The sequence below is a fragment of the Schaalia hyovaginalis genome (assembly GCF_014208035.1).
In the GTDB taxonomy this organism is placed as follows: Bacteria; Actinomycetota; Actinomycetes; order Actinomycetales; family Actinomycetaceae; genus Pauljensenia; species Pauljensenia hyovaginalis.
In genome coordinates, this window is sequence record NZ_JACHMK010000001.1 from 935069 (window position 1) to 958875 (window position 23807).

Genomic DNA, 23807 nt, shown 5'->3' on the forward strand with positions numbered 1-23807 from the left:
TCGATGTTGCTTGCGGGAGCAGCGCAATCTGCGGCCGCTGTCTAAGATTCGATTCTCCGGATTCGTCCTCGATCCGAGGGAGGCGCTATTCCTTCCCCGTCCAGATGTGCCGCCCGTCGTGCGCCCAGGGCCACGCATTGGCCAGGTGGTAGCAGATCGAGAAGAAGCCGACGAAAGTGCACCATGGCGTGGGAATGGCGACAATCGCTACGCCGGCTCCGATACCTCCTACAGGCCCTGCCAGTGCCACGAGGCGGAGTGGCCGCCCCTGCAATTGCGGACGGGTCACGGCGAGTCGCAGGGGGCCGACGAGAAGAGCGCCGCGACGATTGTCTTTCAGGATTCTTCTGAGAACGCGCAGATGGGCGAATTCATGAACGCCGAGAGAGGCGGTGAAGCACATCGGGGCAATCAAAGCCCCAAAGAATTCTTCTCCTCCCATGTTCAAATGCAGAGATATCATTCCGAATCCGATGCTGAAAATCAGCGTCGGCGCCCAGAATGCTGAAATAGCAGCTCGAATGGAAGAGAGCGCCGAGTGGATGAGGGAGGGGCCCGCAGGAAGACGACGGGTTCCCATCCTCCATATCGACTGAAGGATGTTGAAGCGTCCTGTGAGGAACGACTTCAGGAGGAATCGTGGTCTCATCCGGATATTGACGAGTCCGAGCCCTGCGAGATGGCGTATCGAAGAGTCCTCCAAGGAGAAGGGTGTTGAGTCGATCGGCCCATTCCGATGAGAGCCGAAATCGATGAGGCGGCCGAGAAGACAGAGTTCTTCGCTGTTCAGTGCCACGATGCGATCAGTCGTTTCGTCGATCGCCCTCATGCGGGGCGGGTCGATTCGGACGCCGGGGGGCAGGCTGATCATCATTCGGGGAAGGCCAGGTTTGGCTCCCGTTTCGTCACGAGGGCTCGATACATGAAGATGCTGACGGCGAGGATCGCTGTTGCAAGGAGCGCTTCGGGAATCCAATGGCCCTTCGATATGAAGTCGACCGCCTGCAGAAGGGCGAGGGTCGATGCGGAGGCGAAGAAGAGGGAGATGAGGGCGGATAGGGGTTGCCTTTCGTCTGCTGGCAGTGCCGCCCCCGACACCATGCATATGCTGAAGATCATGAGGGTTCTCGATAGCAGTGAGAGGGCGGAGGAATCGATTCCCGGTGAGAGGGCCAGCAGGACGAGCGCTGAGACGAGTGCTGTTGCGGAAAGCCCCGCCGTCGCCATCCACATCGAAGGGATCCACCCCCACTTCTTCGCGGGGTTCGTGCGGTAGATCCAGTGGAATCTCCATGTGACACCGTAGGAGACGAGCGCGAAGTAGGTTCCGGAAGCGGCGAGCGCCCCTGCGCTCATGGGCCACGTGACGAGGCTGCGAAGAGTGCTGCTGCTTGCGAGAAGCACCGCGGCGGAGACGAAGAGGACGGCTAGTGAAAGGTGCGCAGGAGTGCGAATCAATTGGAGAACCTGGATCCTGACGAAGGTTGAAGGGATGCCCCTTAATAGACGCATGCGCATATGGAGGCCGTTGACGCCGCTCGCATCTTCGTGGAATCCGTGATGAGCCAGCGCCGTGTACGCCGCTCCGGCCATGATGAGGATTCCTTGTACGCTGATCGTCGCTTCGACGACGCTACTGCCGTGTGCAGCCGCCCCGATGAAGCTGATGAAAGCGCGAAGGGCCGTCCCTGAACTCAGCTCGGAGGCGTCCGAGAATACCTCGTAGCCCAATGCTGAGGAAGCCAGGAGAACTCCCATCGCGCGCGCAAGGGGCGGGGCGATCCACGTGCTGAGCAGAGAACGGGCGATCCTCGGCACGGAGACGCCGATGAGGATGGCGGAGAAGGCGAGTTCGATTGTCAGAAGCGTGATGAGAGAGGAATGCCAGAAAGTGGCAAGACGCGGAACCGCTGCGACGATGAAGGGAAAGGACATCAGCGCAGAGACGAACGCTGAGATCATTAAAGTCGGTGAGTCGATCGCGAGTCTTCTGATGACGGGCCGCTCGGGCATGAAAGACAGAAGCGTGGTGAAAGCCGTCTCATCGCTTTCCAACAGCTTCAAGGTCATCGATACGGCGAAGCAATTGCTGACGACGATCAGCAGGGCCAGCTGGATGACGAGGCCGACACGGCCCTGTACTGCAAAAGCATCAAGATCCAGTTCCTTCAGCGCTGAGAAGGCCACGTACTCCCACAGCGCGATGATGAGGAGCGCTGCGGCGCTCAGTGAGCGGTAGGCGACGATGCTGGAACCCAGGGCGCGTATCGTGCTGTGGCGCCAGGAGCGCAAGACCGCGCGTGCTACTGCGAGAATGCTCGACATGCTATTCCGTTTGATCGTCTTTTCGAGTGCGCGCAGGCATGAGGATGATGCCGAATAGTGTGAATGCCCCGGCTGTGACGGCGAACCAGCCGATTGCGCCGATCGGCTCGATGGTGAGGCTGAGCAGCTCGGCTCCGGTGCCGGGGGCCGCTCCGATCAGGTGGGGGATGGCGATGCGCCGGTCAGTTGAAAGGGCCAGAACGATCGTCCCGATGATGGCGAGCAGCTCGACGAGCAGTGCGATGATCGATGCTGAAATGACGGTATTCGCATAACTGCGTCGCATGATTCTCAAAGACCTCGTAAGGGGAGGAGCGGCTGGGCGGGATGTATGAGGGTCATCGCGTGGTGAGAGTGATCTGTTCGAGGGCGCTCGTCAGCTGCTGAGCAGGGGATTCGCCTCCGAGCAGGTGGAAGAACGCCTCTTCGAGGCTGCGGGAGCCGTGTTCTTCGCGCAGCTCGCTCGGAGTTCCTGAAGCGATGATGCTCCCCTCGTTCAAGATGAGCACGCAGTCGCAATGCTCCTCGGCCGCCGATAAATCGTGCGTTGCGACGAGCGCGCTGCCCCCCTGCGCTGCGAAGGTGCGCACGAGTGCGCGCAGCGCCGAGGAGGACAGGGGGTCGAGTCCGCTGTAGGGCTCGTCGAGGATCAGCAGGCGCGGCCGGTGCGCGAGGGCGGCGACCACTTGAAGCTTCTTCTTCATGCCGTGCGAGTATTCGCAGACGAGGCGTCGTGATTCGATCGGCACGTCGAGAAGACGGGCGAGCTTCGCCGCCAGGGCCGCATCATGCCTCGGTTGCAGGGCTTTCACGAGCTCCAGGTACTCGTGGCCCGTGAGGTTCGCGGGGAGGGGAAGGGCGTCGGGAGCGAACCCCATGAGCTCCTTGGCCTGCGGGGTTCGATGGTCTTCGCCCATGATGATGACCTCGCCCGATGAAGGGGCGACGACTCCGGTCAGGGCGTGAAGCAGGGTGGACTTGCCCGAGCCGTTGGCTCCGAGCAGGGCGACTATTCGCCCTGCTGCAAGGGCGAAGGACGCTCCGTGAAGGACGCGGCGGCTCCCGTAGTGCTTCTTCAGATCCCTCACGATGAGAGCGCGGGCGGAGGGGGCTGTTTCTCCAGTGGACATCGAGGTGCTACGCGCAGCCGAATTTGATCGTCGCGCTCGTCCAGCCCTGAGTCATGGACCATTGGCCTGTGAACCCGGAATATCCGCGATTCCAGCATTGAACGGTAAGATAGGCGAAAATGCCGAGCCCTGCGAGAACCACCAGTGGAATGACGATGGCGAACCATGCAACACGGCTCTCAGCATTTCTGTGTTCGTCGGCGAAGGCGCTCCATCGCAGAACCCCTTCTCCGGTGGCGATCAGTCCCTCGTACAGCTTCGTTTCGGCGCGCGCCAACATCGCGGTGGGCATGAGTCGACCTCCTTGTCGAACGTCGTATTCCTTCTGTCCGTCGCTTAATACGCTAAAAATGTGTTGCGATATTTGTCAAGGGTGCGATGTGAAGCCGTGCAAGGGCGATGGGCGCTGAGAGGGGCGGAAGGGGCTGAGGGCCGACGATTCGTCCTCAACGGTCGACGCGGATCGTTCCTCTATGCGGTGGTACCGCCCGGGGATGTCGAGCGCCCCGAAGGCGGCATGGGGGGAGGCGGCACTTTCTTCCCGGTGACCATCGTGGAGGCCTCGACGCGGACGGGGCCCCGCCGGGTGTCGATGACGACGTGGTCGATCGCGGTTTCGACGAGGATTCCGAGGGCGTCGTGGAGTCCGTCGGGCCGGCGATAGCGCAGGACGACCCGTTCTCCGGGCGCCCATTCGAGCCAGGGGAGCGTCGGCGCTTGGGGTGAAGCGGTTCGCTCCCGGGGGATGCCGGACCCGTGTGTCGCACCGCTCGGATTCGTCTGGTCGGCATCGCTGGTCATGGGGCGATAATAGGGGAAGCACTATGCATTCATCCGTGGAGAGGAGAAGCAATGACCTACGTCATCGCTCAGCCGTGCGTCGATGTCAAGGACCGCGCCTGCGTCGACGAGTGTCCCGTCGACTGCATCTACGAGGGGGCCCGCACGCTCTACATCCACCCGGAGGAATGCGTCGACTGCGGCGCCTGCGAGCCGGTCTGCCCGACCGAGGCGATCTTCTACGAGGATGATCTGCCCGACGAGTGGTCGGACTACTTCCGAGCGAATGCGGACTTCTTCAAGGACCTCGGGTCTCCCGGCGGCGCCCAGAAGACGGGGCCGCAGGGCTTCGACGATGAGATGATCGCCGCGCTGCCGCCGCAGAACGCGGAATACCTCGACTCCCTGAAGTGACTCATGGCCTCCCTCGCCCTGCCCGAGTTCCCGTGGAATGCGCTCGCCCCCGCGAAGGAGCGCGCGGCCTCCCATCCGGAGGGCATCTGCGATCTTTCGGTGGGGACGCCGGTGGATCCGACTCCCGACTTCATCCGCGACGCGCTTGGCGAGGCCTCCGATGCGCACGCCTATCCGCAGGTGATCGGGACCCTCGAAGTCCGTGAGGCGATCCTGGAATGGGGACGAGGGCGGCGCATGGTCGATGTCGGCCTCGCCGGGGTGATCCCGACGATCGGTTCGAAGGAAGCGGTCGCCTGGATTCCGCTGCTGCTGGGATTGGGCCCCGGGGATGCGGTCCTCGTTCCCGAGGTCGCCTACCCGACCTATGACATCGGCGCACGACTCGCCGGCGCGACGCCGATCCCGGTCGACCCGCGCGACCCCGCATCGTGGCCGGACGCGCGCCTCGTCTTCGTGAACAGCCCGGGGAATCCGGACGGATCGGTGCTGACTCTCGAGCAGCTCCGGGCGATCCGGGAATGGGCGCGCGCCCGGGGCGCGATCGTCGTCTCGGACGAGTGCTATGCGGCGCTCGGCTGGGAGGGGCCCGCCGCCGATGAGGTCCCCTCCCTGCTCGATGCGCGCGTGTGCGATTCGGATCCGAGCGGCCTCATCGTCTTGTACTCCCTGTCGAAGCAGTCGAACCTCGCGGGGTATCGGGCGGCCCTGGCCTACGGCGATCCCGCCCTCATCGCTCAAATCGTCGAGGCCCGCAAGCACGCCGGGCTGATGGTCCCCGCCCCCGTGCAGCATGCGATGGCCCTCGCCCTCGTCGACGGCGCGCACGTGGCGGAGCAGAAGGAGCGCTACCGGAGGCGGCGCGAGCGCCTCCTGGCCGCGATCGAAGCGGCGGGCCTGCGCAATGACGGGAATTCGGTGGCGGGCCTGTACCTGTGGCTCTCCCATCCGCGGATCTCGGATTCGTGGGAGCTGGTCGATGCCTTCGCGGGGCTCGGGATCCTCGTCGCCCCGGGCGATTTTTACGGGGAGGCGGCGAAGGGGCGCGTGCGCATGGCTCTGACGGCGACTGATGAGCGGATCGCCTCCGCTGCGGAGCGGATCGAGGCCGCTGGTCCGCTCTTCGGATGAAGGAGGCGATCTCCTGCGTCGATCGGGCAGTCTGTATAGAGTGAGATAGAAGACAGACTTTAGTCCCGGGTGGCATCGCGTCGATCGCCCTGCCGCCCTTGAGAGAGGGCGCCGGTGCCCTCGTACGTGAAGGAGTTCCCATGACCGATGAGGTGCTCGCACCTGAAATCCTTCCCGACGGCGTTCTCGGCGTCGGAGATGCTTCGATCACCCTGCCCCGGAGCCGAGCCTCGGTCGGCAACGACGGCCTCGGCGTTTCGCGCCTCCTCGCCGAGGGCGGCGTCGTCACCCTCGACCCGGGATTCACCAACACCGCCTCCTGCCGCTCGTCGATCACCTACATCGACGGCGACGCCGGGATCCTGAGGTATCGCGGCTACCCGATCGAGCAGCTCGCGAAGAACTCCTCCTTCCTCGAGGTCGCCTACCTGCTGATCCACGGGGAGCTGCCGGACGCCTCCACCCTGGAGGCCTTCATCCGTTCGATTCAGCGGCATCGCCTGCTCCATGAGGACTTCAAGGCCTTCTTCACCGCCTTCCCCCATCGCGGGCACCCGATGGCGATCCTCCAGGCGGGCATCGCGGGTCTGGCGACCTATTACGAGGACACGCTCGATCCGCGTGACAAGGAGCAGCTCGACATCGCGCTCGTCCTCCTGCTCGCAAAGGTGCCGACGATGATCTCCTACATCGCCAAGCGCGCGGCGGGCCTGCCGCTGCTCTACCCGGATTCGGCGCGCGGTTACACCGAGGACTTCATCCGGATGACCTTCGGCATGCCCTATCAGGCCTACGACATCGATCCGGCGCTCGTGCGCGCCCTCGACATGCTCCTCATCCTCCACGCCGATCACGAGCAGAACTGCTCGACCTCGACGGTCCGCCTCGTCGGCTCCTCGCAGGCGAATCTGTACGCCTCGGTGGCGGCGGGGGTGGGGGCGCTCGCCGGGCCGCTGCACGGCGGCGCGAACGAGGCCGTCCTGCGGATGCTGCATCAGATCCGCGATACCGGCGAGCCCGTCCAGTCCTTCGTCGACAAGGTGAAGGTGAAGGCCGAGGGGGTGCGCCTCATGGGCTTCGGCCACCGCGTGTACAAGAACTACGATCCTCGCGCGGCGCTGGTCAAGGAGACCGCCCACGACGTCCTGTCCCGTCTGGGCAAGCGCGATGAGCTGCTCGACATCGCGATGGAGCTCGAGGACATCGCCCTCAACGACGACTACTTCAAGGAGCGCCGCCTCTACCCGAATGTCGACTTCTACACGGGGCTCATCTATTCGGCGATGGGCTTCCCGACGAAGATGTTCACGCCCCTGTTCGCCCTGGGGCGGCTTCCCGGCTGGATCGCGCAGTACGTCGAGATGACGCGGGACCCGCAGACGAAGATCGGCCGTCCGCGCCAGGTGTACATCGGCGAGGTCGAGCGCGACTATGTGCCGTTGCGCCGTCGCTCGGTGCGCATCCTCGAGGACTGAGGGCTCAGCTGCCCCGCCGTTCATCGGAAAGGGGCGGCGGGGCCGGACGCGCAGGGGCGGCTCACCTTTTCGAGGTGAGCCGCCCCTTGCGCCACCGGGGGCCGTCGTCAGTTCGTCGCGTGCAGTTCGGGATTGAGTTCGATCCCCTTGCCGCCCCGGGCGAGGGCTTCGATGCGTCCGGACTGGGAGTTGCGCCGGAAGAGGACGTTGGAGGCTCCGGCGAGTTCCCGGGCCGCGACGGTGCGGGGCTCTGCGAAGAGGCCGTTGTTGCCGGGGACGACGCCGCCCGCCTCCATGACGGCGACCTTGGCGCCCGCCGTGAGGTAGAGGCCGGCCTCGACGACGCAGTCGTCGCCGAGGGGGATGCCCAGGCCGGAGTTCGCGCCGAGGAGGCACCGCTTGCCGAGGCGCACCCTTTGGCGTCCGCCGCCGGACAGGGTGCCCATCGTGGACGCGCCGCCGCCGACGTCGGATCCGTCGCCGATGACGACGCCCTGGGAGATGCGCCCCTCGACCATGGAGCGGCCCAGCGTGCCGGCGTTGTAGTTGACGAAGGCGGCGTGCATGACGGTCGTGCCTTCGGCGAGGTAGGCGCCGAGGCGGACCTTCGCGCCGTCGGCGATGCGGACTCCGGAGGGGACGACGTAGTTGACCATCGGCGGGAACTTGTCGACGCCGAGGACGGCGACCGGGTGGCCGTGGGCGGCGCGCAGGCGCAGGCGCGTCTCTTCGAAGTCCTCGGCGGCGCAGGGGCCTTCGGCGGTCCATACGACGTTCGGGAGCCGCGAGAAGATGCCGTCGAGGTTGATCGTGTTGGGCTGGACGAGGCGGTGGGAGAGGAGGTGGAGCCTCAGGTAGGTTCCGGCCGTCGAATGCGGCTGGTCGTTGAGGTCGGACTTGCAGGTGACGACGGTGGTGCGCACGCCGCGGGCGTCGTCGTGCTTCTGCATCCGCGAGAGGGTGTCGAGCAGGTCGGCATCGTCACCGGGCTTCATCTCGCCGAGGTGGGGACGCGGGTACCAGACGTCGAGTGTTCGTCCGTCCTTCGTGACTGTTGCGAGGCCGATGCCCCATGCCTTGGTTGTATCCATAGGATTACTTTACGTTGCTTGGTGAAGGCGCACTCGCCGCGTTTGCGCTTCGGCGCCAATCCCACAGGTCGGGCCAGAAGACTCCCAGGTCGCGAGCCATTTCGCGAAGAAGGGGCAGGGAGATCCCGACGACCGAATGATGATCGCCCTCGACTCCCGTGATGAAGGGGCCGCCGAGCCCGTCGATCGTGAAGGATCCCGCGACGCGCAGCGGTTCCTCTGACTCGACGTAGGCGTCGATCTCCTCATCGCTCATATCGGAGAAGAGGACGCGCGTGGAGGCCGAGCGCTCCACGGCCCCGATCGTCGTGTAGGAATCGCCGGAAGCAGCGATCGCCATGCGCGCGAGCGCGTGGCCGGTCCACAGCGTCGCGCGGCTCGAACGCATCTGACGGATCCTGGCGCGCGCGACTTCGGGGGTGCGGGGCTTGCCGAGCATGCGGCCGCCGATTTCGAGCATGGAGTCGCAGCCGATGACGAGGAGCTCGTCGGCCCCGTCCTCGTCGATGAGGGAAGCGGGGCGGGCGAGTTCGGCGGTGATCGCGTCGCGCTTCGCGGTCGCGAGGGCGCTCACCTGGGTCGCGGGGGAGGGGGTCGCGCCCCGGGCCTCCTCGAGCTCGCGCAGGACGCGGGGCTCATCGACGCCCGCGACGCGGACGATGGGGGTGATGCCGGCGTTGAGAAGGGTCGTCAGGCGTGCGGGCGACTTGGAGGCGAGGAGAAGGCGCATGGGCGTATTGTCTCCCCTCGGGCCGCTCGCCGTGAGATGCGGACGTGCGTTCAGCGTGTCAAACGTGATGTGCGCTACTAGGATGGTGTGCGGCGGCTTTCGCGATCAGGACGGGCCGTTCAACCTGGAGGATGCTGAGGGAGGGCAGATGGGCGTCGAGGCGACCCGGGGCTCATCGCCCCGCCGTACCGGTGCTCCCGACGAGGAGCCCCGCGACTACGGCACCATCTCGGCGTATCTGCCGCGCCTGCTCGGCGGCCCGGTCGTCATCAGCGCGCGCGACCTCGCCGAACGGACCGGAACCACCCTGGAGCGCGTGGCCGACTACTGGTCGTCGATGGGATTCAGGCGACCCGATCCGGACGCCCCCACCTTCACCGAGCGCGATCTCGAGGTGTACCGCTCGTGGAACGAGCTCGTTGACTCCGGGGCGATCGACCTGGCGACGAGCCGTTCGCTGCTCCGCGCCAACTCCCACCTCGCCGACCGCTTGAGCCTGTGGCAGTTCGAGGCCCTGGTCGAGGACGCGGTGCGCCGCTTCGAGCTCGATGACACGACCGCTAGGATCTACGTGCTCGACCACATGCGCGAGCGGGTCGGAGCCTTCGAGCAGATGTTCGTCCATTCGTGGCGGCGCCAGATGGAATCGCTGCTCGCCCGTCTGGACAAGGAGGTCTCGCAGCGGGGCCGTCAGGTCTCCAAGGATCGATTCCCCTTGAACCGCTCGCTCGGTTTCGTGGACATGGTGTCCTACACCTCGTCCTCGGAGATCCTCGGGGGAGCGGTCGTCGAGCTCATCGAGCGCTTCGAGGACGAGTCGCGCCAGGCGATCACCGAAGCCGGCGGGCGAGTGGTGAAGACCATCGGCGATGCGGTCCTGTACATCGCCGATGACCTCGCCACTGGCCTGCAGGTGGTCACCTCGCTCATCGAGCGCCTGAACGCCGATGACCGGATCCTGCCGGTGCGCGCCTCCTTCGTGCGCGGCGATGTCTTCTCCCGATCGGGCGACGTCTTCGGCCCGACCGTGAACCTCGCGTCTCGTCTCGTGGACATCGCGCCGGTCGGCAGGATCCTCACCGATCCGGCGACCGCTGCCGCCGTCGCCGCCGGCAAGGGCGGAGAGGGCTATCGCCTCGAGGAGTTCCCGATGGCGGAATTGCGCGGCTTCGGCCAGGTGTCGCCCTACCTCCTCACGGCGAGGGAATAGCGGTTGATTCAAGGGGGAATGGGCCGCACTGCACCCGAAAGGGTCAAGGAAGATGAAAGACTTGCTTTGGAAAGGATATGATGAGCCCGTGACTACCGTCCTGCTTGTCGAAGATGATCCCGCGATCTCCGAACCCCTCGCCCGCGCACTGGGCCGAGAAGGGTACGAGGTGCGCGCGCACGGCACCGGCCGCGGCGCTCTCGCCGAGGTTGACGGCGTCGATCTCGTCGTCCTCGACCTCGGGCTTCCCGATATCGACGGCCTCGACGTCGCCCGCGAGATCCGCGCCTCGGGCAAAACCGTCCCGATCCTCATCCTCACGGCCCGCACGGACGAAGTCGACATGGTCGTCGGCCTCGACACCGGCGCCGATGACTACGTGACGAAGCCCTTCCGGCTCGCCGAGCTCCTCGCCCGGGTCCGCGCCCTCCTGCGCCGGACCGGTGCGGAGAACTCCGAGGGGGACCTGCTCGCCCAGGACGTCCGCGTCGACGTCAATGCGCACCGGGCCTTCGCCGGTGACGCGGAACTCCAACTCACCGCGAAGGAATTCGAACTGCTGCGCGTGCTCGTCCGCGAAGCGGGGACCGTCGTCGAACGCGACGCCCTCATGCGCGAAGTCTGGGGCTCGGATCCGACCGGATCGACGAAGACCCTGGACATGCACGTGTCGTGGCTGCGCCGCAAACTCGGCGACGACGCCGCCAGCCCGCGCTACATCACGACCGTTCGGGGCATGGGTTTCAGATTCGAGATCCGATAGCCCCCGTACGAAGAGCCCGCGCCACCCGCGCCGCCGAACCGGCGGCGCGGGTAGCCTGTTCCCGGGCCCGGCGTCGCGATCATCCGCGACATGACAGGAAGGGTGGGGCATGCGCAGACGAGCGACAGACATGATCCTCGCGGCCGTCGCAGTGGTCGCCCTGCTCATGGGCATACCGGGCGCCGCCGCCTCCTCCTACCTCGTGTGGGCCGCCGATCAGGAGGGCGCCGAGGCCCGCGTCGAGGCGGTCGTGCGGACGATCGATCGCAGGATCGCGAATGAGGACCCCGTCGACGAACACCTCATCGCCTCCCTCCTGTCCCCCGAATCCCTGGATCTGGGCAAGGCGTCCTCGGCGATCACGACGAGGGCGACCGGCCCCCTTTTCATCGGGGAGACCCCGAAGGGCCCGACGCACATCGTGAGGATCTCCTCGCCCTCGGGAACGGCCATCAAGACGGAGATCTCGGCGATCCCCTCTTTGAAGCGCGTCGCAGCGGTGTGCGGCCTCTTCATCGCGGGCATGAGCATCTGCCTGCTCGTCGGTCTCGCACTGGCGCGCTCCTTCTCCCGGCGCCTCTCCGCCCCCCTCATCTACCTCGCCGCGCAGGCCGAGCAGATCGGCTCGGGTCAGGTGCGCGCCCAGCTCAAGCCCTCGGGGATCGAAGAGATCGACCTCGTCCAGGAGGAGCTCGTCCGCACGGGCGAACGCATGGCGGGCCGCCTGGCCGCGGAGCGCCAGTTCGCGGCCGACGCCTCCCACCAGCTCCGCACGCCCTTGACGGCGCTGTCGATGCGCCTGGAGGAGATCGAACTCATCTCCACCGAGGAGGAGGTCCAAGAAGAGGCCCGCACCTGCTTGGAACAGGTGGAGCGCCTGACCGGAGTGGTCGCCGACCTCCTCGATGCGAATGCGCGCTCGGCGGGGCAGACCGAGGCGATTCACATCCTCGAGGCCTTCAACACGCAGCGCGAGGAATGGGAGGAGGCCTTCGAGAAGTCGGGGCGCCAGCTCGTCTTCACGGACGAGGCCGCGCTTCCCGTTCTCGCCGACGGGCCGAAACTCTCCCAGGTCCTCGCCACCCTCATTGAGAACTCGCTGCACTACGGGAACGGCACGACCCGAGTCGTCGCGCGCAAGTCCGCGAACAGCAGGGGCGTGGTCATCGAAGTCTCCGACGAGGGCGAGGGCGTGGCGGACGATCTGGCTCCGGACATCTTCGAGAAGGGGGTGTCGGGTCACGGCTCGACGGGCATCGGCCTCGCCCTCGCCAGGGACCTCGCCGGTGCGATGGGAGGACGACTCGAGCTGACGAGCAATCACCCGCCCGTCTTCACCCTGTCCCTCGCCGCGATCCCCGCCTCCCTCGATCCTGACCAGGTGATGCCCCAGGGGCCCGTCGTGTCGATGGGCCGGCGCTCGCGACGATTCTGACCGATGCGCGGGCGATGAGGCCCCGGCCGGGGCCAGGGGCTAGATTTGTGCCCATGGAGTCCTTCTCGACTGCTCGTCCCGTCGTAGCCGTGATCGGAGGCGGGCAGCTCGCTCGCATGATGCAGGAGAGCGCCATCGCCCTCGGCCTGGAGCTGCGCCCGCTCGTGGAGGAACCCGGGGGATCGACCGGGCAGGTCGTCGTCGCCTCCCGCGTGGGGACCCCCGCCGACGCCGATGAAGTGCGCGCCCTCGTCGATGGCGCTTCGGTCCTCACATTCGAACACGAGCACATTCCCGCGCCCCTCCTCGCGGCCCTTGAAGGCGAACTCCCCATCGAGCCGAAGCCCGAGGCACTGCTCTACGCCCAGGACAAGCTTGCGATGCGCGAACGCCTCAGTGACCTGGGGATCCCGTGCCCGAGGTGGGCGAAGGTCGAGGACGAAGAGGCTCTGGACGCCTTCGGCGAGCTGATCGGCTTCCCCCTCGTCGTGAAGACCCCCCGGGGCGGATACGACGGACACGGCGTGCGCGTCATCGATTCCGCGGGCGAAGTCGCCGACTGGTTCGCCTCGGGGCCCCTTCTCGCCGAGGAGCTCGTCCCCTACGACTTCGAGGTCTCGGCACTGTGCGCCAGGCGCCCCAGCGGTGAGATCGCCTCCTGGCCCCTCGCCCGCAGCGAACAGGTCGACGGGGTCTGCTCGGTTGTGACGGCGCCCGCGCCGGGGATCTCGCCGAGCACCGCCGAACGCGCCAAGGAGATCGGAGAGAGGGTCGCCGCCGAGCTCGGCGTCACGGGCGTCCTCGCCGTCGAGATGTTCGTCGTGAAGGGCGCCGAGGGCGAGCGCGTCTTCGTCAACGAATTGGCGATGCGCCCCCACAACACGGGTCATTGGACCATCGACGGCGCCGTGACGAGCCAATTCGAACAGCACCTGCGCGCAGTCCTCGACCTTCCCCTCGGCTCGACCGCGATCAAGGCTCCGGGTTCGACCTCGGTGATGGTGAACCTCCTCGGTTCGGCCTACGCGGACCCGGCGCTCGCCCTGCCCCGGGCGCTCGCGGGGCATCCGGAGGCGAAGATCCACCTCTACGGCAAAGAGGTCCGCCCTGGGCGCAAACTCGGTCACGTGACGGTGGTCGATAAGGATCCGCTTCGCGCCAGGAGGGAAGCGGAGACGGTGGTCGCGCTCCTGCGCGGCGATCGCTGATACGGTTGCGAGGGCGACCGCACGCACGGCAAGGGAGCGCGACATGAGTGAAGTCCCGATGGAACTCGGCATCCGCCTGTCCTCGACGGGGGAGGGGCCCCTCGTGGGGGTGGTCATGGGCTCGGACTCGGACTGGCCGACGATGGCCCCGGCGATCGAGGCCCTCGCCGAATTCGGAATCGCCTGCGAAGTCGGTGTCGTCTCGGCCCACAGGATGCCCGAGGACATGGTCGCCTACGGGCGTTCGGCTTCCGCTCGCGGACTCCGCGTCGTGATCGCGGGGGCGGGAGGGGCCGCCCATTTGCCGGGGATGCTCGCCGCTCTCACCGAGCTGCCCGTGATCGGCGTGCCCGTGCCGCTCAAGCACCTCGACGGCGTCGACTCGCTGCACTCGATCGTCCAGATGCCCGCGGGGGTTCCGGTGGCGACCGTCTCGATCGGCGGCGCCAGGAATGCGGGGCTGCTCGCCGCCAGGATCCTCTCGGCCGGAGAGGGCGACTTCGCCGCGGATCTGCGCGAGCGGATGCGCGGGTTCCAGAAGTCGCTGCGCGATCTCGCGGCTGCGAAGGGCGAGGCGCTTGCGCGCCGGATCGAGGACTCGCACTGAATCGAGGACCCGCGGATTCTGGGACTCGCGCTGAAGGAAGTGGCCCGGGCCACTAATATCGTGGCATGAGCATTCTCGTCACCGGAGGCGCCGGCTACATCGGCGCGCACGTCGTCCGCATTCTTCTCGAGCGCGGTGACGATGTCGTCGTCGCCGACGACTTCTCCACGGGCGCGCCCGAGCGCGTCGAGGGGGCCAGGATCATCGAACTCGACCTGGCGGAGGATCGGGCCGTCACCGTCCTCGCGAACACGATGGTCGATGAAGACGTCACGGCGGTGATCCACTTCGCGGCGAAGAAGCAGGTCGGCGAGTCGGTGAAACGGCCGATCCACTACTACCGGCAGAACATCGGATCGCTGGCGAATGTGCTCACCGCGATGAACGAGGCGGGGGTCGAGCACATCATCTTCTCCTCCTCCGCCGCGGTGTACGGCGTGCCGCCCGTCGGAGTCGTTGCGGAGGACGCCGAATGCCGCCCGATCAATCCCTACGGGGAGACGAAGCTCATCGGTGAATGGATGATGGCCGATGCCGAGCGCGCCTGGGGGCTGAAGTGGATCGGACTCAGGTACTTCAACGTCGCCGGCGCCGGATGGGCGGACCTGGCCGATCCCGCGATCCTCAATCTCATCCCCATGGTGCTCGATCGCATCGAGAAGGGCGAACCCGCCCGGATCTTCGGCGCCGACTACGCCACCGAGGACGGCACCTGCGTCAGGGACTACATCCACGTCCTCGACCTGGCCGAGGCGCACGTGTCCGCCCTCGACGCCCTAGAGGCCGGTCGCGCGCCGGAGCACCGGGTCTTCAACGTCGGGACGGGACGGGGCACTTCGGTCCGCGAGATCATCGACGGCCTGCGGAAGGTGAGCGGGATCGATTTCGAGGTGCTCGTCGAGGATCGCCGGGCCGGGGATCCGCCGCATCTCATCGGCGATCCGAAGCGCTTGAACGAGGAACTCGGCTGGAGCGCTCACCGAGGTCTGGACGACATCCTGAAGTCGGCCTGGGAGGGCTGGCAGGCCGGCCCCAGAAGGATCGCGATCCGGGAATGAGGCTCACAGCCGGCTGAAAGCGGAAGCGCCCGCCATGAATCTTCATGGCGGGCGCTTCCGCGTCGGCGGGACGATGGCTCCCGGGTTTCGCCTTCCTACCGCAGTGCGCCCGAAGAGTTGAAGACGTATCGCGTGCCGTTGACGTTCTGCGCCCCCGTCACCATCGCTCCGGTGCCGGGGGTGAGGTAGTACCAGGTGTTGCGGTCGAGGAGCCAGCCGGTGTGCATGGCTCCGGTTGAGGGGGTGAGGTAGTACCAGGTGTTGCGGTCGAGGAGCCAGCCGGTGTGCATGGCTCCGGTTGAGGGGGTGAGGTAGTACCAGGTGTTGCGGTCGAGGAGCCAGCCGGTGCGCATCGCTCCGGTTGAGGGCTCGAAGTAGTACCAGGTGGTGCCGATCCTCGTCCAGCCCGAACGCGCCGCTCCGCTCGCGGGATCCAGGTAGTACCTGCCGCCCGAGATCGTTGCGAACCCTCCCTTGAGGAGCGCGCCGCTCGTCGGGTCGAAGTAGTACCGCTGCCCGTTGATCGTCGTCCACGAGGCGGCCATGGCGCCAGTGGCGGGGTCGAGGTAGTACGTGGAGCCCCTGGACGTGAACCATCCGGTCTTCATGATGCCCGTCGACGGCTCGAGGTAGTACCAGAAGGCGGAGACGATCCGCCAGCCGGTGACCTGCCGACCCGAATCGTCGTAGTACCTCCACCCGTTCGAGTACCTGACCCATCCGGTGCGCATCGCGCCGGAGGACCCGAGGTCGTAGACGCCGTCGGCGAGGCTGAGCAGGCCGCGCGCCAGTGCGCCGGAGCTCGGCGTGAGGTAGTACCACTGCGAGCCCAAGGCGAGCCATCCTTCGTGCATGATCGAATCGACGCCGAAGTAGTAGGTGCTTCCGTTGATCGACGCCCAGGTGTCCGCGGCGTAGGAGCCGTCGGAGTTCAGCCAGCGCCAATGGTTGGAGTCGAGGATCCACGTGCCCTTGCCCGTGAGCTGCGCCGGTGATTCGGGTGATGAGACGCCCGGATCCGCTCCGGTGCTCGCGCCGCCCTCCGCGATCGAACGGATCGTGCCCATCCGCGAGTAGACGGCGTCGCCCGGGCAGGCCGTGTAGCCGTTGTCGCGATGGCCTGAAATCCTCGGCAAATTGACCCTCGTCCCCTGGGGGTACTTGCTGTTCCCCTGGGAGATGAACGTGCCGGTCGAGGTGGGCGAGACGCCCGCCCGTTTCAACTGCCATCCGGCGAGCTTGCCGACCGTGGAGAGCGAGGCCGCGGAGGGGACGGTCGAGGTGTACTCCCCGAGGAGCGAGATCCCCATGGTGCCCGAGTTGAATCCGTAGGAGTGGCCGGCGACGACCATCGACCCCTTGGGCGAGGCGAGCGTGCCGTAGCGCCCCTCGAATGCCGTACCGCACTTGTCGACGAGGATGTTGTACCCGATGTCGCCCCAGCGGAGGGAATTGGCGTGGTAGGAGTAGATCCCCCGCACGATATCCGCCGACTGCGCGCAGGTGTAGTTGTTCGTCCCGGCGGTGTGATGCACGACGACGAAGGGGGCGTGGACGTATTCGGGAGTCCAGCCTCCGCTCGAAGCGCCGGCTCCCCACTCGCTCCGAGTGACGACCGGCACGGGGAGGCCGTTCGCGGTGGTCGCAGCCGGGAGGATCTTCTTGAGGGGGGCGTTGACGGACATCCCTCCGGCGATGGCGCCGCTCGTGGTCGTCCGGGGGGACGCCGGGTCGCTCCGGTCGTCAGGCTCGGCTCCGCTCCCGCTCGGAGGAAGGGCGTTGGCGGGCGCGGATTGGTTCGCCTCGGCGAGGACCTCCTTCAACTCCTGGTCCTCGCCGGCGGCGATCGAGGCCTGATCGAGGCCGGTGGCGTTCGCCGTCGTCGTCTCGACCTCATCGGGCGCGAGCACTTCACGGCCCTCGGGGTTGGAGGGGACGAGCTCGATGGACAGGTCCGCAGGCAACTCGCCCGAACCGCTCATGAGCACTTGAATGCCGTCGGCGCCCGCGGTGACGAAGGGATCGGTGCCGAAGGTCGGGCGCTCGCCGTCGCGTCCGCCCGATTCATCCGCCTCGAGAAGATACCAGTCGCTCCAGACCGAGTTCTCGCGCACTCGAATGAGCACGGAAGCCGTCGAGGCCTCATCCATGCCCCCTCGCCAGGTCAATCCCGTCACCATGTAGGAATCAACGGCGAGCGGTTCCGTCAAGAGCCGGGCGCCTTGACCGGGATCGAAACCGTCTTTCGTCTTCCACAGCCCGGAGCGCGTCAGGGGCTTGGCGCCTTTGCCGACGCCGACCTCCACGGGGACCAGGGCGCTCTCGCCGACCTCGGTCGGTTCGCCTTGGGCATCGGTCAGCCTGATGGCCTGAATCGGTTGAGGCGATTGCGGGTCGGAGGGCTGAGCGCTCCGGGCGGGCGCGGATGCGCCGAATGCGAGCGAGGCGATCAGGATCGACCCGATTGATGATGCCAAGGTGCTCAAAGTGGCTCCAGTTGTTCATGAGGTATGCACATGCAAACTAGCACGAACTGAGTCGATCGTGTAGTGGGGGCGGAGGAGGAGCTACGGCACTGCGCCCTCCCGAGGGTGCGAAGAGGGTATGCGCGGGCCCGGTGAAAGGGACTCCGGCCCGAAGGCGTCCTTCAAGAACGCGGGGGGATCCCGCTTCCGATACGGGGGTCGAACGAGGGAGATCAGGGCTTCACTGGGGAAGCGCATTGAAATCGTCGGCGGTGAGCCCCCCATCGCGCAGTGCGGCGAAGAAATCCGGTGCGGTCGTATCGCTGAGCAGCACGGCCATGCCGCCCGCGTCCGTGAGGTAGTCGAGAGCCGCGATGGGCGGAGTGCCCATCATCCCGGAACCCGAGGCCGAGCGGAACGCGAGGACCAGCTTCGCGACGTCGACGATCGAATCGGACTCGTCCACGGTGAAGGCCCGCGAACCGGCGCGTTCGAGGCGAAGCGCGCGCGAGGGGTTGAGGAGTGAGGACGGGGATGCGGCCTTGCCGATGACCTTGGAGATCACCTGGCGCTGACGGAGCGTGCGTCCGATATCGCCCGTCGGATCCGAGTAGCGCATCCTCGAGAAGGCGAGCGCTGTCGCGCCATCGGCATCATGGCATCCCGCACTCCACACGAGGCCCGAAGGGTCGTCGGTGACATCGCCGTCGTAGCAGAGGTTGACGCCGCCGACGGCGTCGACGATGTCGGCGACGCCGCCCATGCCGACCTGGACGTAGTGGTCGACGGTCAGTCCCGTGAGATTCTCCACGGTCGCCACGAGAAGGGATTCACCGCCGAGCGCGTAGGAGGAGTTGATCTTGTCCCAGCCGTAGTCGGGGATCTCGACAAGGGTGTCGCGCGGAATCGTGACGACGGCGGCCTGGCCGTTGGGGGCGACGTTCACCAGCATGATCGAGTCGGTCCGCGCGGAATCCGTGAAGCCGTCTTGAACGGCACCGTCATCGCGAGAGTCCGAACCGGCGAGCAGGTAGGTCGTTCCCGGCGTATCGGCGGCCCCCGAAAGGGCGTTGACCCTGCCGAGATTCCCGTTGGCATCCCAGACGAGGAAGGAGGCCCAGGCGACGAGAGCCGCGAGGAGGAGCGCCGCGAGGCCGAGGAGCCTCCTGGCGGTCCGAGGGCGTTTGCGCGGCGGACGCGCCGCCGGGCGCCGCTGCGGTGAAGGGGGAACGGGAGCCTGCGCAGGCCGCCACTGCGGGGCGCTCGCCTGCGCCCGAGGGCGGGACGAGGGGGCCGACTGCGTGCGGATACCGCCGGGCTGTTGCGAGCGGGGCGCGTACGAGGGAGGCGCCGTCCTCGTTGATGCTTGAGCGTCAGGGGCGCCTGCTCCGGGCCGGGGGGAGGCGCCGCCCCGCAGTTCCCGGAGCCTCTTGGGCGCGAAGGAGGGGGGCTGCTCCTTCGAAGGCTGATCGGCCGTGGTCGGCATGAGCCTGCGGACGGGCTCCGGGGCGAGGCCGTCGCCGCCGGTGTCGACGCGCCACTGGCGCGGCGCGGCGTCGTCCTTAGCGACTCCCATGACCCGGGGCTTCTCCCCGGGGGCCAGGACGGGGCCGCGCGGCGCCTGCAGTTTCGCCCGAGACGGGTCGCGCAGCGCCCTGCGCTCCACCTGGTCTGCCGGGGACGGCGCCTTGGGGAGGGACTTCGCCCCCCTGGATCCGGGCCTGGCCTTGCGCGGTTGCGGGCTGAAGGAAGGGGGAGTGGGGCTCATTGCGTCGGGGGGCAGGTCTGGGGAGCGGGCGCGGGTTCAGGAGCGGGAGCGGCGGGCGCGAGGGCCGTCGAAGGATCCGCGGGCGCCTCAGCGGCAGCGGGTTCGTCGCCGTTCTGCTCCGTCGTGGTCGTCTGAAGGGCGGGATCGGGCACGATCTGAGTCACGCCATTGCCGTCGGTGTACTCGGTCCCGATCGGCAGGGGCGCATCATTGGCGAGGGCCGCCCAGAGGTTGGAGGCATTGGGCTCGACGGCGAGGACGCGGTTCGGATCCGCGGGGGAGGGGGACCAGGGGAGGGTGACGAAACGGATGTTCGCCTTGTCGATGTTGAGCAGCGAGAGCAAGAGCCCCGCATCGCCCCTGATATCGCCCAGATTCGGTGAGACGGTGAGCGAGCCGATCGCGGCTTGAAGGAAGGAGAGGAGCGCGGGAAGGTCAGTGACGAAGTTCTTCGACAGGACTTCGCGGAGCATGGCCGAGACCAGCTGCTGCTGGCGTCCGATGCGCGAGATGTCCGAGCCGTCGCCCACATCGTGCCGCGCCCTGGCGAAGGCGAGGGCCGTGTAGGCGTCGAACTTCTGGCAGCCCGCATCGACGTTCAAGCCGGAGTAGTAGTCCTGCATGGGTTCTGGAACGTCGAACCACACGCCGCCGAGGGCGTCGATCATCCCCTTGAAGCCCGCGAAATCGACGACGACGAAGGCGTCGATGGTCAGCCCCGTCATCTCCTCCACGGTCGTCTTGGTGCAGGCGACGCCCCCGGCGAGGTCATTGGTGACCGCGCCGGTCGAGAAGGCCGAGTTGAACATCCCCTCGTAGGCGTAGCTCGAACCGTTCTGGGTGATGCACGGGGGGATGAGGGTGATGAGGTCGCGCGGGATCGAAATGACGGTGACCGTCGAACGATCCGCGGAGATGCGCGCCACCATCGTCGTGTCCGACTGGATGGTGGACAGCTCCTCCGCCGAGCCGTAGCCCGCATCGTCCTGGTTGTAACGGGAATCCACGCCCGAGACGAGCAAAGTGATCGCACGGCCGTTGAACTGGTCGATCGGCGTCGGCTCGACCGCTTCGCCCCCGGACTGTGCCGCCGTGAATCGGGAGATGTCAAGGGCGGCGTCCCTCACCTGGGCGGCGAGGCTGTGATAGACGAAGGCCCCGGTTGAACCCACGAAGAGGACGACCGTCAAGAGCGCCGCGAATACCGAGCGGATCGCGCCGAAGCGAAAGGGGTTCGTCGCAGCGTGCTGGATCGGGCGTAGCCCTCTACTGGTGGCGTTCGTGCGTGTACTCATCGGTGTCGATCGTATCCTGTGTCTCAAAGATCGCCATCGAAGCGGCGCCCTCGTCGGCGACTTCGGCGCCGAGGCCCCGGCCTTCGCGTGTTTGCGCCAAGCGTCGCTGCGCATCTGCGAGGGCGACCGCCCGCGCGAGCCGGGTGAGCCTGATCTCCGCATCGATGTCACGACGATATGACGTGGCCATCTGCGCGAAGAGGGCGAGAACGAGCCCGTAGACGAGGAGATTGATCCCCTTCTCGATCCCGATCAGATGCGCGAGGGAGTTGAGGATCGCGGGGAAGACCACGGCGAAGCAGGCGAAGACGATGAGGACGAGCATGGCGAGGCGCCTCACCGCGAGATGGGACGCGCTCTTGGGCCGCCTGAGGACGAGTCTGGTGATGAGGACCAGGCCGAGGAGGATCAGGACCTTGGGGAGCCAATACGACGTCATGTTCACCCCAGCAGCAGCTCGACGAGGATGTTGACGGAGTTGAGGCTCGACTGGCCCTTGGAACGCGAGTAGTCCGTGTATCTCACGCGAATGGGCGCTTCGGCCCACCTCATCTCGGTGTCGATGAGCTGTTCGACGATCTCGCTCGCATGCGCCATTCTGTTGTGCTTGAGCTCGATCGCCTCCACGGCGTCGCGGCGGAGGAGCCTCAGGCCGTTGTGGGCGTCGGTGAGCTTCGCGCCCGTGCGCATCCGCGTGAAGACGGTGGCCAGTTTCAAGACGCAGCGCCGCAGGCCGGACATCTCCTGCGAGGCGCCGGTCAGGAAGCGTGAGCCGAGGACGACCGCGAGGTCCTCCGCCAGGGCCTTGTCCCGCATCGAGACGATGTCCTCGCATCGATGCTGGCCGTCGGCGTCGAAAGTCGCGAGGAAGCGCCCGTCCGTCTGGGACAGGAAGAACTCGAATCCTGTTTGAAGGGCGGCGCCCTGTCCGAGGTTGATCGGATGATGGATCACGATCGCGCCGGCCGCTTCCGCGAGTCGGGCGGAGGCGTCCTTGGAGCCGTCGTCGATGCAGGCGACTCGGGGGAAGACGCTCCTCACCTGAGTGACGACTTCCTGGATGACTTCCTCCTCGTTGTAGAGGGGGATGATCACCCACGTGTCCTCGATCGTCAGCATGCGGCCAGTATCTCATGAGGCGGGACCGGTCATGCGGAGCGGCTTCGCCTTCGCGGTGCCCTATGCTACGGGAAGCAGCCCGGTATCCAGGAGGATTGGAATGGACGTGCGCATCGCTCAATCCGCAGACGTCGACGACAGAGCGAGCATCGGCTCCGGCTCGGCCATCTGGCACCTCGCCCAAGTCCGCGAGGACGTCGTCATGGGTGCGAATTGCATCGTCGGGCGCGGTGCCTACATCGGCGCGGGCGTTCGCATGGGCGAGGGGTGCAAGGTCCAGAACTACGCGCTCGTCTACGAGCCGGCGAATCTCGGCGATGGCGTGTTCATCGGCCCGGCGGCGGTCCTCACGAACGATCACTTCCCCCGCGCGGTCAATCCGGACGGTTCGGTGAAGTCCGCCCACGACTGGGAGCCCGTCGGCGTGACGGTCCGCGACGGCGCGTCGATCGGCGCCCGGGCGGTCTGCGTCGCCCCCGTCGTGGTCGGCGAATGGGCGACCGTCGCCGCCGGCGCCGTCGTCACCAGGGACGTCCCCGCTTACGCCCTCGTCGCCGGCGTTCCCGCTCGCCGCATCGGCTGGGTCGGAGAGGCGGGGGTCAAGCTGGAAGGGGCCGACGAGCCGGGCGTCTTCGTCTGCCCCTCCACCGGGGCGCGCTATCGTCAGATCGACACGGACACCCTTGCGAAGGACGCGGAATGACCCGCCACATGATCCCCGCCGCCAAGCCGATCGTCGGCGAAGAGGAAGTCGAGGCCGTCTCCGCCGTCCTGCGCAGCGGGATGATCGCCCAGGGGCCGCAGACCGCAGCCTTCGAAGAGGAGTTCGCCGCCCGGCTCGTCCCCGGAACCGAGGCGATCGCCGTGAACTCGGGGACCTCGGCGCTCCACCTCGGCCTGCTCGCCGCCGGCATCGGCGCGGGCGACGAGGTCATCGTCCCCTCCTTCACCTTCGCGGCGACCGGCAACTCGGTGGCCCTCACCGGCGCGTCCCCGGTCTTCGCCGATATCGAAGACGAGTCCTTCTGCTTGTCGCCGGAGTCGATCGAAGCCTCGATCACCGAGCGGACGAAGGCGATCATGCCGGTTCACCTGTACGGTCACCCGGCGGACATGACGGCGATCCTCGACATCGCGAAGCGTCACGACCTCCTCGTCTTCGAGGACGCCGCGCAGGCCCACGGCGCTTCGCTCGAGGGCCGGCGGGTCGGCTCCTTCGGCTCCTTCGGCGCTTTCAGCCTCTACCCGACGAAGAACATGACCTCGGGCGAGGGCGGCATGGTGACGACCTCGGACCCGCAGATCGCGCGCCGCGTCAAGCTCTTGCGCAACCAGGGCATGGAGAAGCGCTACGCGAACGAGGTCGTCGGCCTCAACAACCGCATGACCGACGTTCATGCGGCGATCGGGCGCGTCCAGCTCACCAAGATCGACGCCTGGACGAAGCAGCGCCAGGCGAATGCGGCCTTCCTCGACGCGCACCTCGAGGGGGTCGTCGTCCCGCCGGTCGCACCGGGCGCCGTCCACGTCTACCACCAGTACACGATCCGCGTCGTCGGCACCGACCGGGATCGTTTCATGGAGGCGCTGCGCGACGAGTGGCAGGTCGGGTCGGGCGTCTACTACCCGATCCCGAACCACCGCCTCCCCTCGCTCGCCCCCTACGCGCCGGGGCTCGAGCTTCCCGCGACGGAGAAGGCCGCCCGCGAGGTCGTCTCCCTTCCGGTCCACCCCTCGCTCTCCAAGGCCGATCTCGAGCGGATCGTCGAGGCCGTCAACGCGCTGGCGAAGGCGGGTGCCTGA

Annotated in this window: 24 protein-coding genes; 11 read left to right on the plus strand and 13 right to left on the minus strand. The window is 67.0% G+C overall.

Features of this window, described 5'->3' with window-relative positions; translation table 11 throughout:
• Positions 1-85: 85 nt before the first annotated feature.
• The 6 genes from HD592_RS03985 to HD592_RS12135 form a co-directional block, all read right to left on the minus strand.
• A complete protein-coding gene (locus HD592_RS03985) occupies positions 86-829 on the minus strand; it encodes a hypothetical protein (protein WP_221437808.1) in 744 nt (247 codons plus the stop codon).
• Between the two features lie 41 nt (positions 830-870).
• Positions 871-2325, minus strand: coding sequence for a hypothetical protein (locus HD592_RS03990; RefSeq protein ID WP_184452063.1), 1455 nt, complete (start codon positions 2323-2325; stop codon positions 871-873).
• A 1-nt stretch (position 2326) separates the two neighbouring features.
• A complete protein-coding gene (locus HD592_RS03995; RefSeq protein ID WP_184452065.1) occupies positions 2327-2611 on the minus strand; it encodes a hypothetical protein in 285 nt (94 codons plus the stop codon).
• A 52-nt stretch (positions 2612-2663) separates the two neighbouring features.
• A complete protein-coding gene (locus tag HD592_RS04000) occupies positions 2664-3455 on the minus strand; it encodes an ABC transporter ATP-binding protein (protein WP_184452067.1) in 792 nt (263 codons plus the stop codon).
• Between the two features lie 7 nt (positions 3456-3462).
• On the minus strand, positions 3463-3747 hold the full coding sequence (locus HD592_RS04005; RefSeq protein WP_184452069.1) for a hypothetical protein: 285 nt from the start codon (positions 3745-3747) through the stop codon (positions 3463-3465).
• A gap of 179 nt (positions 3748-3926) precedes the next feature.
• The gene (locus HD592_RS12135) at positions 3927-4256 is read right to left on the minus strand and encodes a putative acetyltransferase (RefSeq protein ID WP_246429978.1); all 330 of its coding nucleotides are present in this window, start codon (positions 4254-4256) and stop codon (positions 3927-3929) included.
• A 51-nt stretch (positions 4257-4307) separates the two neighbouring features.
• Here HD592_RS12135 and fdxA point away from each other — a divergent pair, with 51 nt between their 5' ends.
• The 3 genes from fdxA (at position 4308) to HD592_RS04025 (ending at position 7255) form a co-directional block, all read left to right on the plus strand.
• On the plus strand, positions 4308-4649 hold the full coding sequence (gene fdxA / locus HD592_RS04015; RefSeq protein WP_184452071.1) for a ferredoxin: 342 nt from the start codon (positions 4308-4310) through the stop codon (positions 4647-4649).
• Positions 4650-4652: 3 nt separating this feature from the next.
• Positions 4653-5780 carry a succinyldiaminopimelate transaminase gene (gene dapC, locus HD592_RS04020; RefSeq protein ID WP_184452073.1) on the plus strand — a complete coding sequence of 376 codons (1128 nt, stop codon included), beginning with the start codon at positions 4653-4655 and terminating at the stop codon, positions 5778-5780.
• A 140-nt stretch (positions 5781-5920) separates the two neighbouring features.
• Positions 5921-7255, plus strand: a complete 1335-nt coding sequence (locus HD592_RS04025; protein ID WP_184452075.1) for a citrate synthase — start codon at positions 5921-5923, stop codon at positions 7253-7255.
• A 107-nt stretch (positions 7256-7362) separates the two neighbouring features.
• On the opposite strand, the gene dapD is transcribed toward HD592_RS04025, so the two are convergent.
• Together dapD and HD592_RS04035 are read right to left on the minus strand one after the other, a co-directional pair.
• The gene (dapD, locus tag HD592_RS04030; RefSeq protein WP_184452077.1) at positions 7363-8346 is read right to left on the minus strand and encodes a 2,3,4,5-tetrahydropyridine-2,6-dicarboxylate N-succinyltransferase; all 984 of its coding nucleotides are present in this window, start codon (positions 8344-8346) and stop codon (positions 7363-7365) included.
• Positions 8347-8350: 4 nt separating this feature from the next.
• Positions 8351-9076, minus strand: a complete 726-nt coding sequence (locus HD592_RS04035) for a Maf family protein (RefSeq protein ID WP_184452079.1) — start codon at positions 9074-9076, stop codon at positions 8351-8353.
• Positions 9077-9224: 148 nt separating this feature from the next.
• Between HD592_RS04035 and HD592_RS04040 the strand changes: the two genes are divergently transcribed.
• The 6 genes from HD592_RS04040 (at position 9225) to galE (ending at position 15357) form a co-directional block, all read left to right on the plus strand.
• Positions 9225-10286 carry an adenylate/guanylate cyclase domain-containing protein gene (locus HD592_RS04040; protein WP_184452081.1) on the plus strand — a complete coding sequence of 354 codons (1062 nt, stop codon included), beginning with the start codon at positions 9225-9227 and terminating at the stop codon, positions 10284-10286.
• Positions 10287-10374: 88 nt separating this feature from the next.
• Positions 10375-11049 carry a response regulator transcription factor gene (locus HD592_RS04045; RefSeq protein WP_184452083.1) on the plus strand — a complete coding sequence of 225 codons (675 nt, stop codon included), beginning with the start codon at positions 10375-10377 and terminating at the stop codon, positions 11047-11049.
• 109 nt (positions 11050-11158) lie between these two features.
• Positions 11159-12484, plus strand: a complete 1326-nt coding sequence (locus tag HD592_RS04050; protein ID WP_184452084.1) for a HAMP domain-containing sensor histidine kinase — start codon at positions 11159-11161, stop codon at positions 12482-12484.
• 53 nt (positions 12485-12537) lie between these two features.
• The gene (locus HD592_RS04055) at positions 12538-13692 is read left to right on the plus strand and encodes a 5-(carboxyamino)imidazole ribonucleotide synthase (RefSeq protein WP_184452086.1); all 1155 of its coding nucleotides are present in this window, start codon (positions 12538-12540) and stop codon (positions 13690-13692) included.
• Between the two features lie 43 nt (positions 13693-13735).
• On the plus strand, positions 13736-14299 hold the full coding sequence (gene purE, locus HD592_RS04060) for a 5-(carboxyamino)imidazole ribonucleotide mutase (protein WP_184452088.1): 564 nt from the start codon (positions 13736-13738) through the stop codon (positions 14297-14299).
• Positions 14300-14364: 65 nt separating this feature from the next.
• Positions 14365-15357, plus strand: coding sequence for a UDP-glucose 4-epimerase GalE (gene galE, locus HD592_RS04065; protein WP_184452090.1), 993 nt, complete (start codon positions 14365-14367; stop codon positions 15355-15357).
• Between the two features lie 95 nt (positions 15358-15452).
• On the opposite strand, the gene HD592_RS04070 is transcribed toward galE, so the two are convergent.
• From HD592_RS04070 to HD592_RS04090, 5 genes are all read right to left on the minus strand, one after another.
• Positions 15453-17834 carry an N-acetylmuramoyl-L-alanine amidase gene (locus HD592_RS04070; protein ID WP_184452092.1) on the minus strand — a complete coding sequence of 794 codons (2382 nt, stop codon included), beginning with the start codon at positions 17832-17834 and terminating at the stop codon, positions 15453-15455.
• Positions 17835-18063: 229 nt separating this feature from the next.
• Positions 18064-19398 (minus strand): LCP family protein, encoded by a 1335-nt coding sequence (locus tag HD592_RS04075; RefSeq protein ID WP_246429979.1) that lies wholly within the window; start codon positions 19396-19398, stop codon positions 18064-18066.
• Positions 19399-19586: 188 nt separating this feature from the next.
• Positions 19587-20885: an LCP family protein gene (locus tag HD592_RS04080; protein WP_184452096.1), complete on the minus strand. Its 1299-nt coding sequence runs from the start codon at positions 20883-20885 to the stop codon at positions 19587-19589.
• Positions 20857-21324, minus strand: a complete 468-nt coding sequence (locus HD592_RS04085) for a DUF2304 domain-containing protein (protein WP_184452098.1) — start codon at positions 21322-21324, stop codon at positions 20857-20859. Before HD592_RS04085 ends, HD592_RS04080 begins: the two co-directional genes overlap by 29 nt.
• A gap of 2 nt (positions 21325-21326) precedes the next feature.
• On the minus strand, positions 21327-22004 hold the full coding sequence (locus HD592_RS04090) for a glycosyltransferase family 2 protein (protein WP_184452101.1): 678 nt from the start codon (positions 22002-22004) through the stop codon (positions 21327-21329).
• Between the two features lie 100 nt (positions 22005-22104).
• On the opposite strand from HD592_RS04090, the gene HD592_RS04095 reads away from it, so the two are divergent.
• Together HD592_RS04095 and HD592_RS04100 are read left to right on the plus strand one after the other, a co-directional pair.
• Complete coding sequence (locus tag HD592_RS04095) at positions 22105-22707, plus strand: acyltransferase (protein WP_184452103.1); 603 nt, start codon at positions 22105-22107, stop codon at positions 22705-22707.
• Positions 22704-23807 (plus strand): DegT/DnrJ/EryC1/StrS family aminotransferase, encoded by a 1104-nt coding sequence (locus HD592_RS04100; RefSeq protein WP_184452105.1) that lies wholly within the window; start codon positions 22704-22706, stop codon positions 23805-23807. Before HD592_RS04095 ends, HD592_RS04100 begins: the two co-directional genes overlap by 4 nt.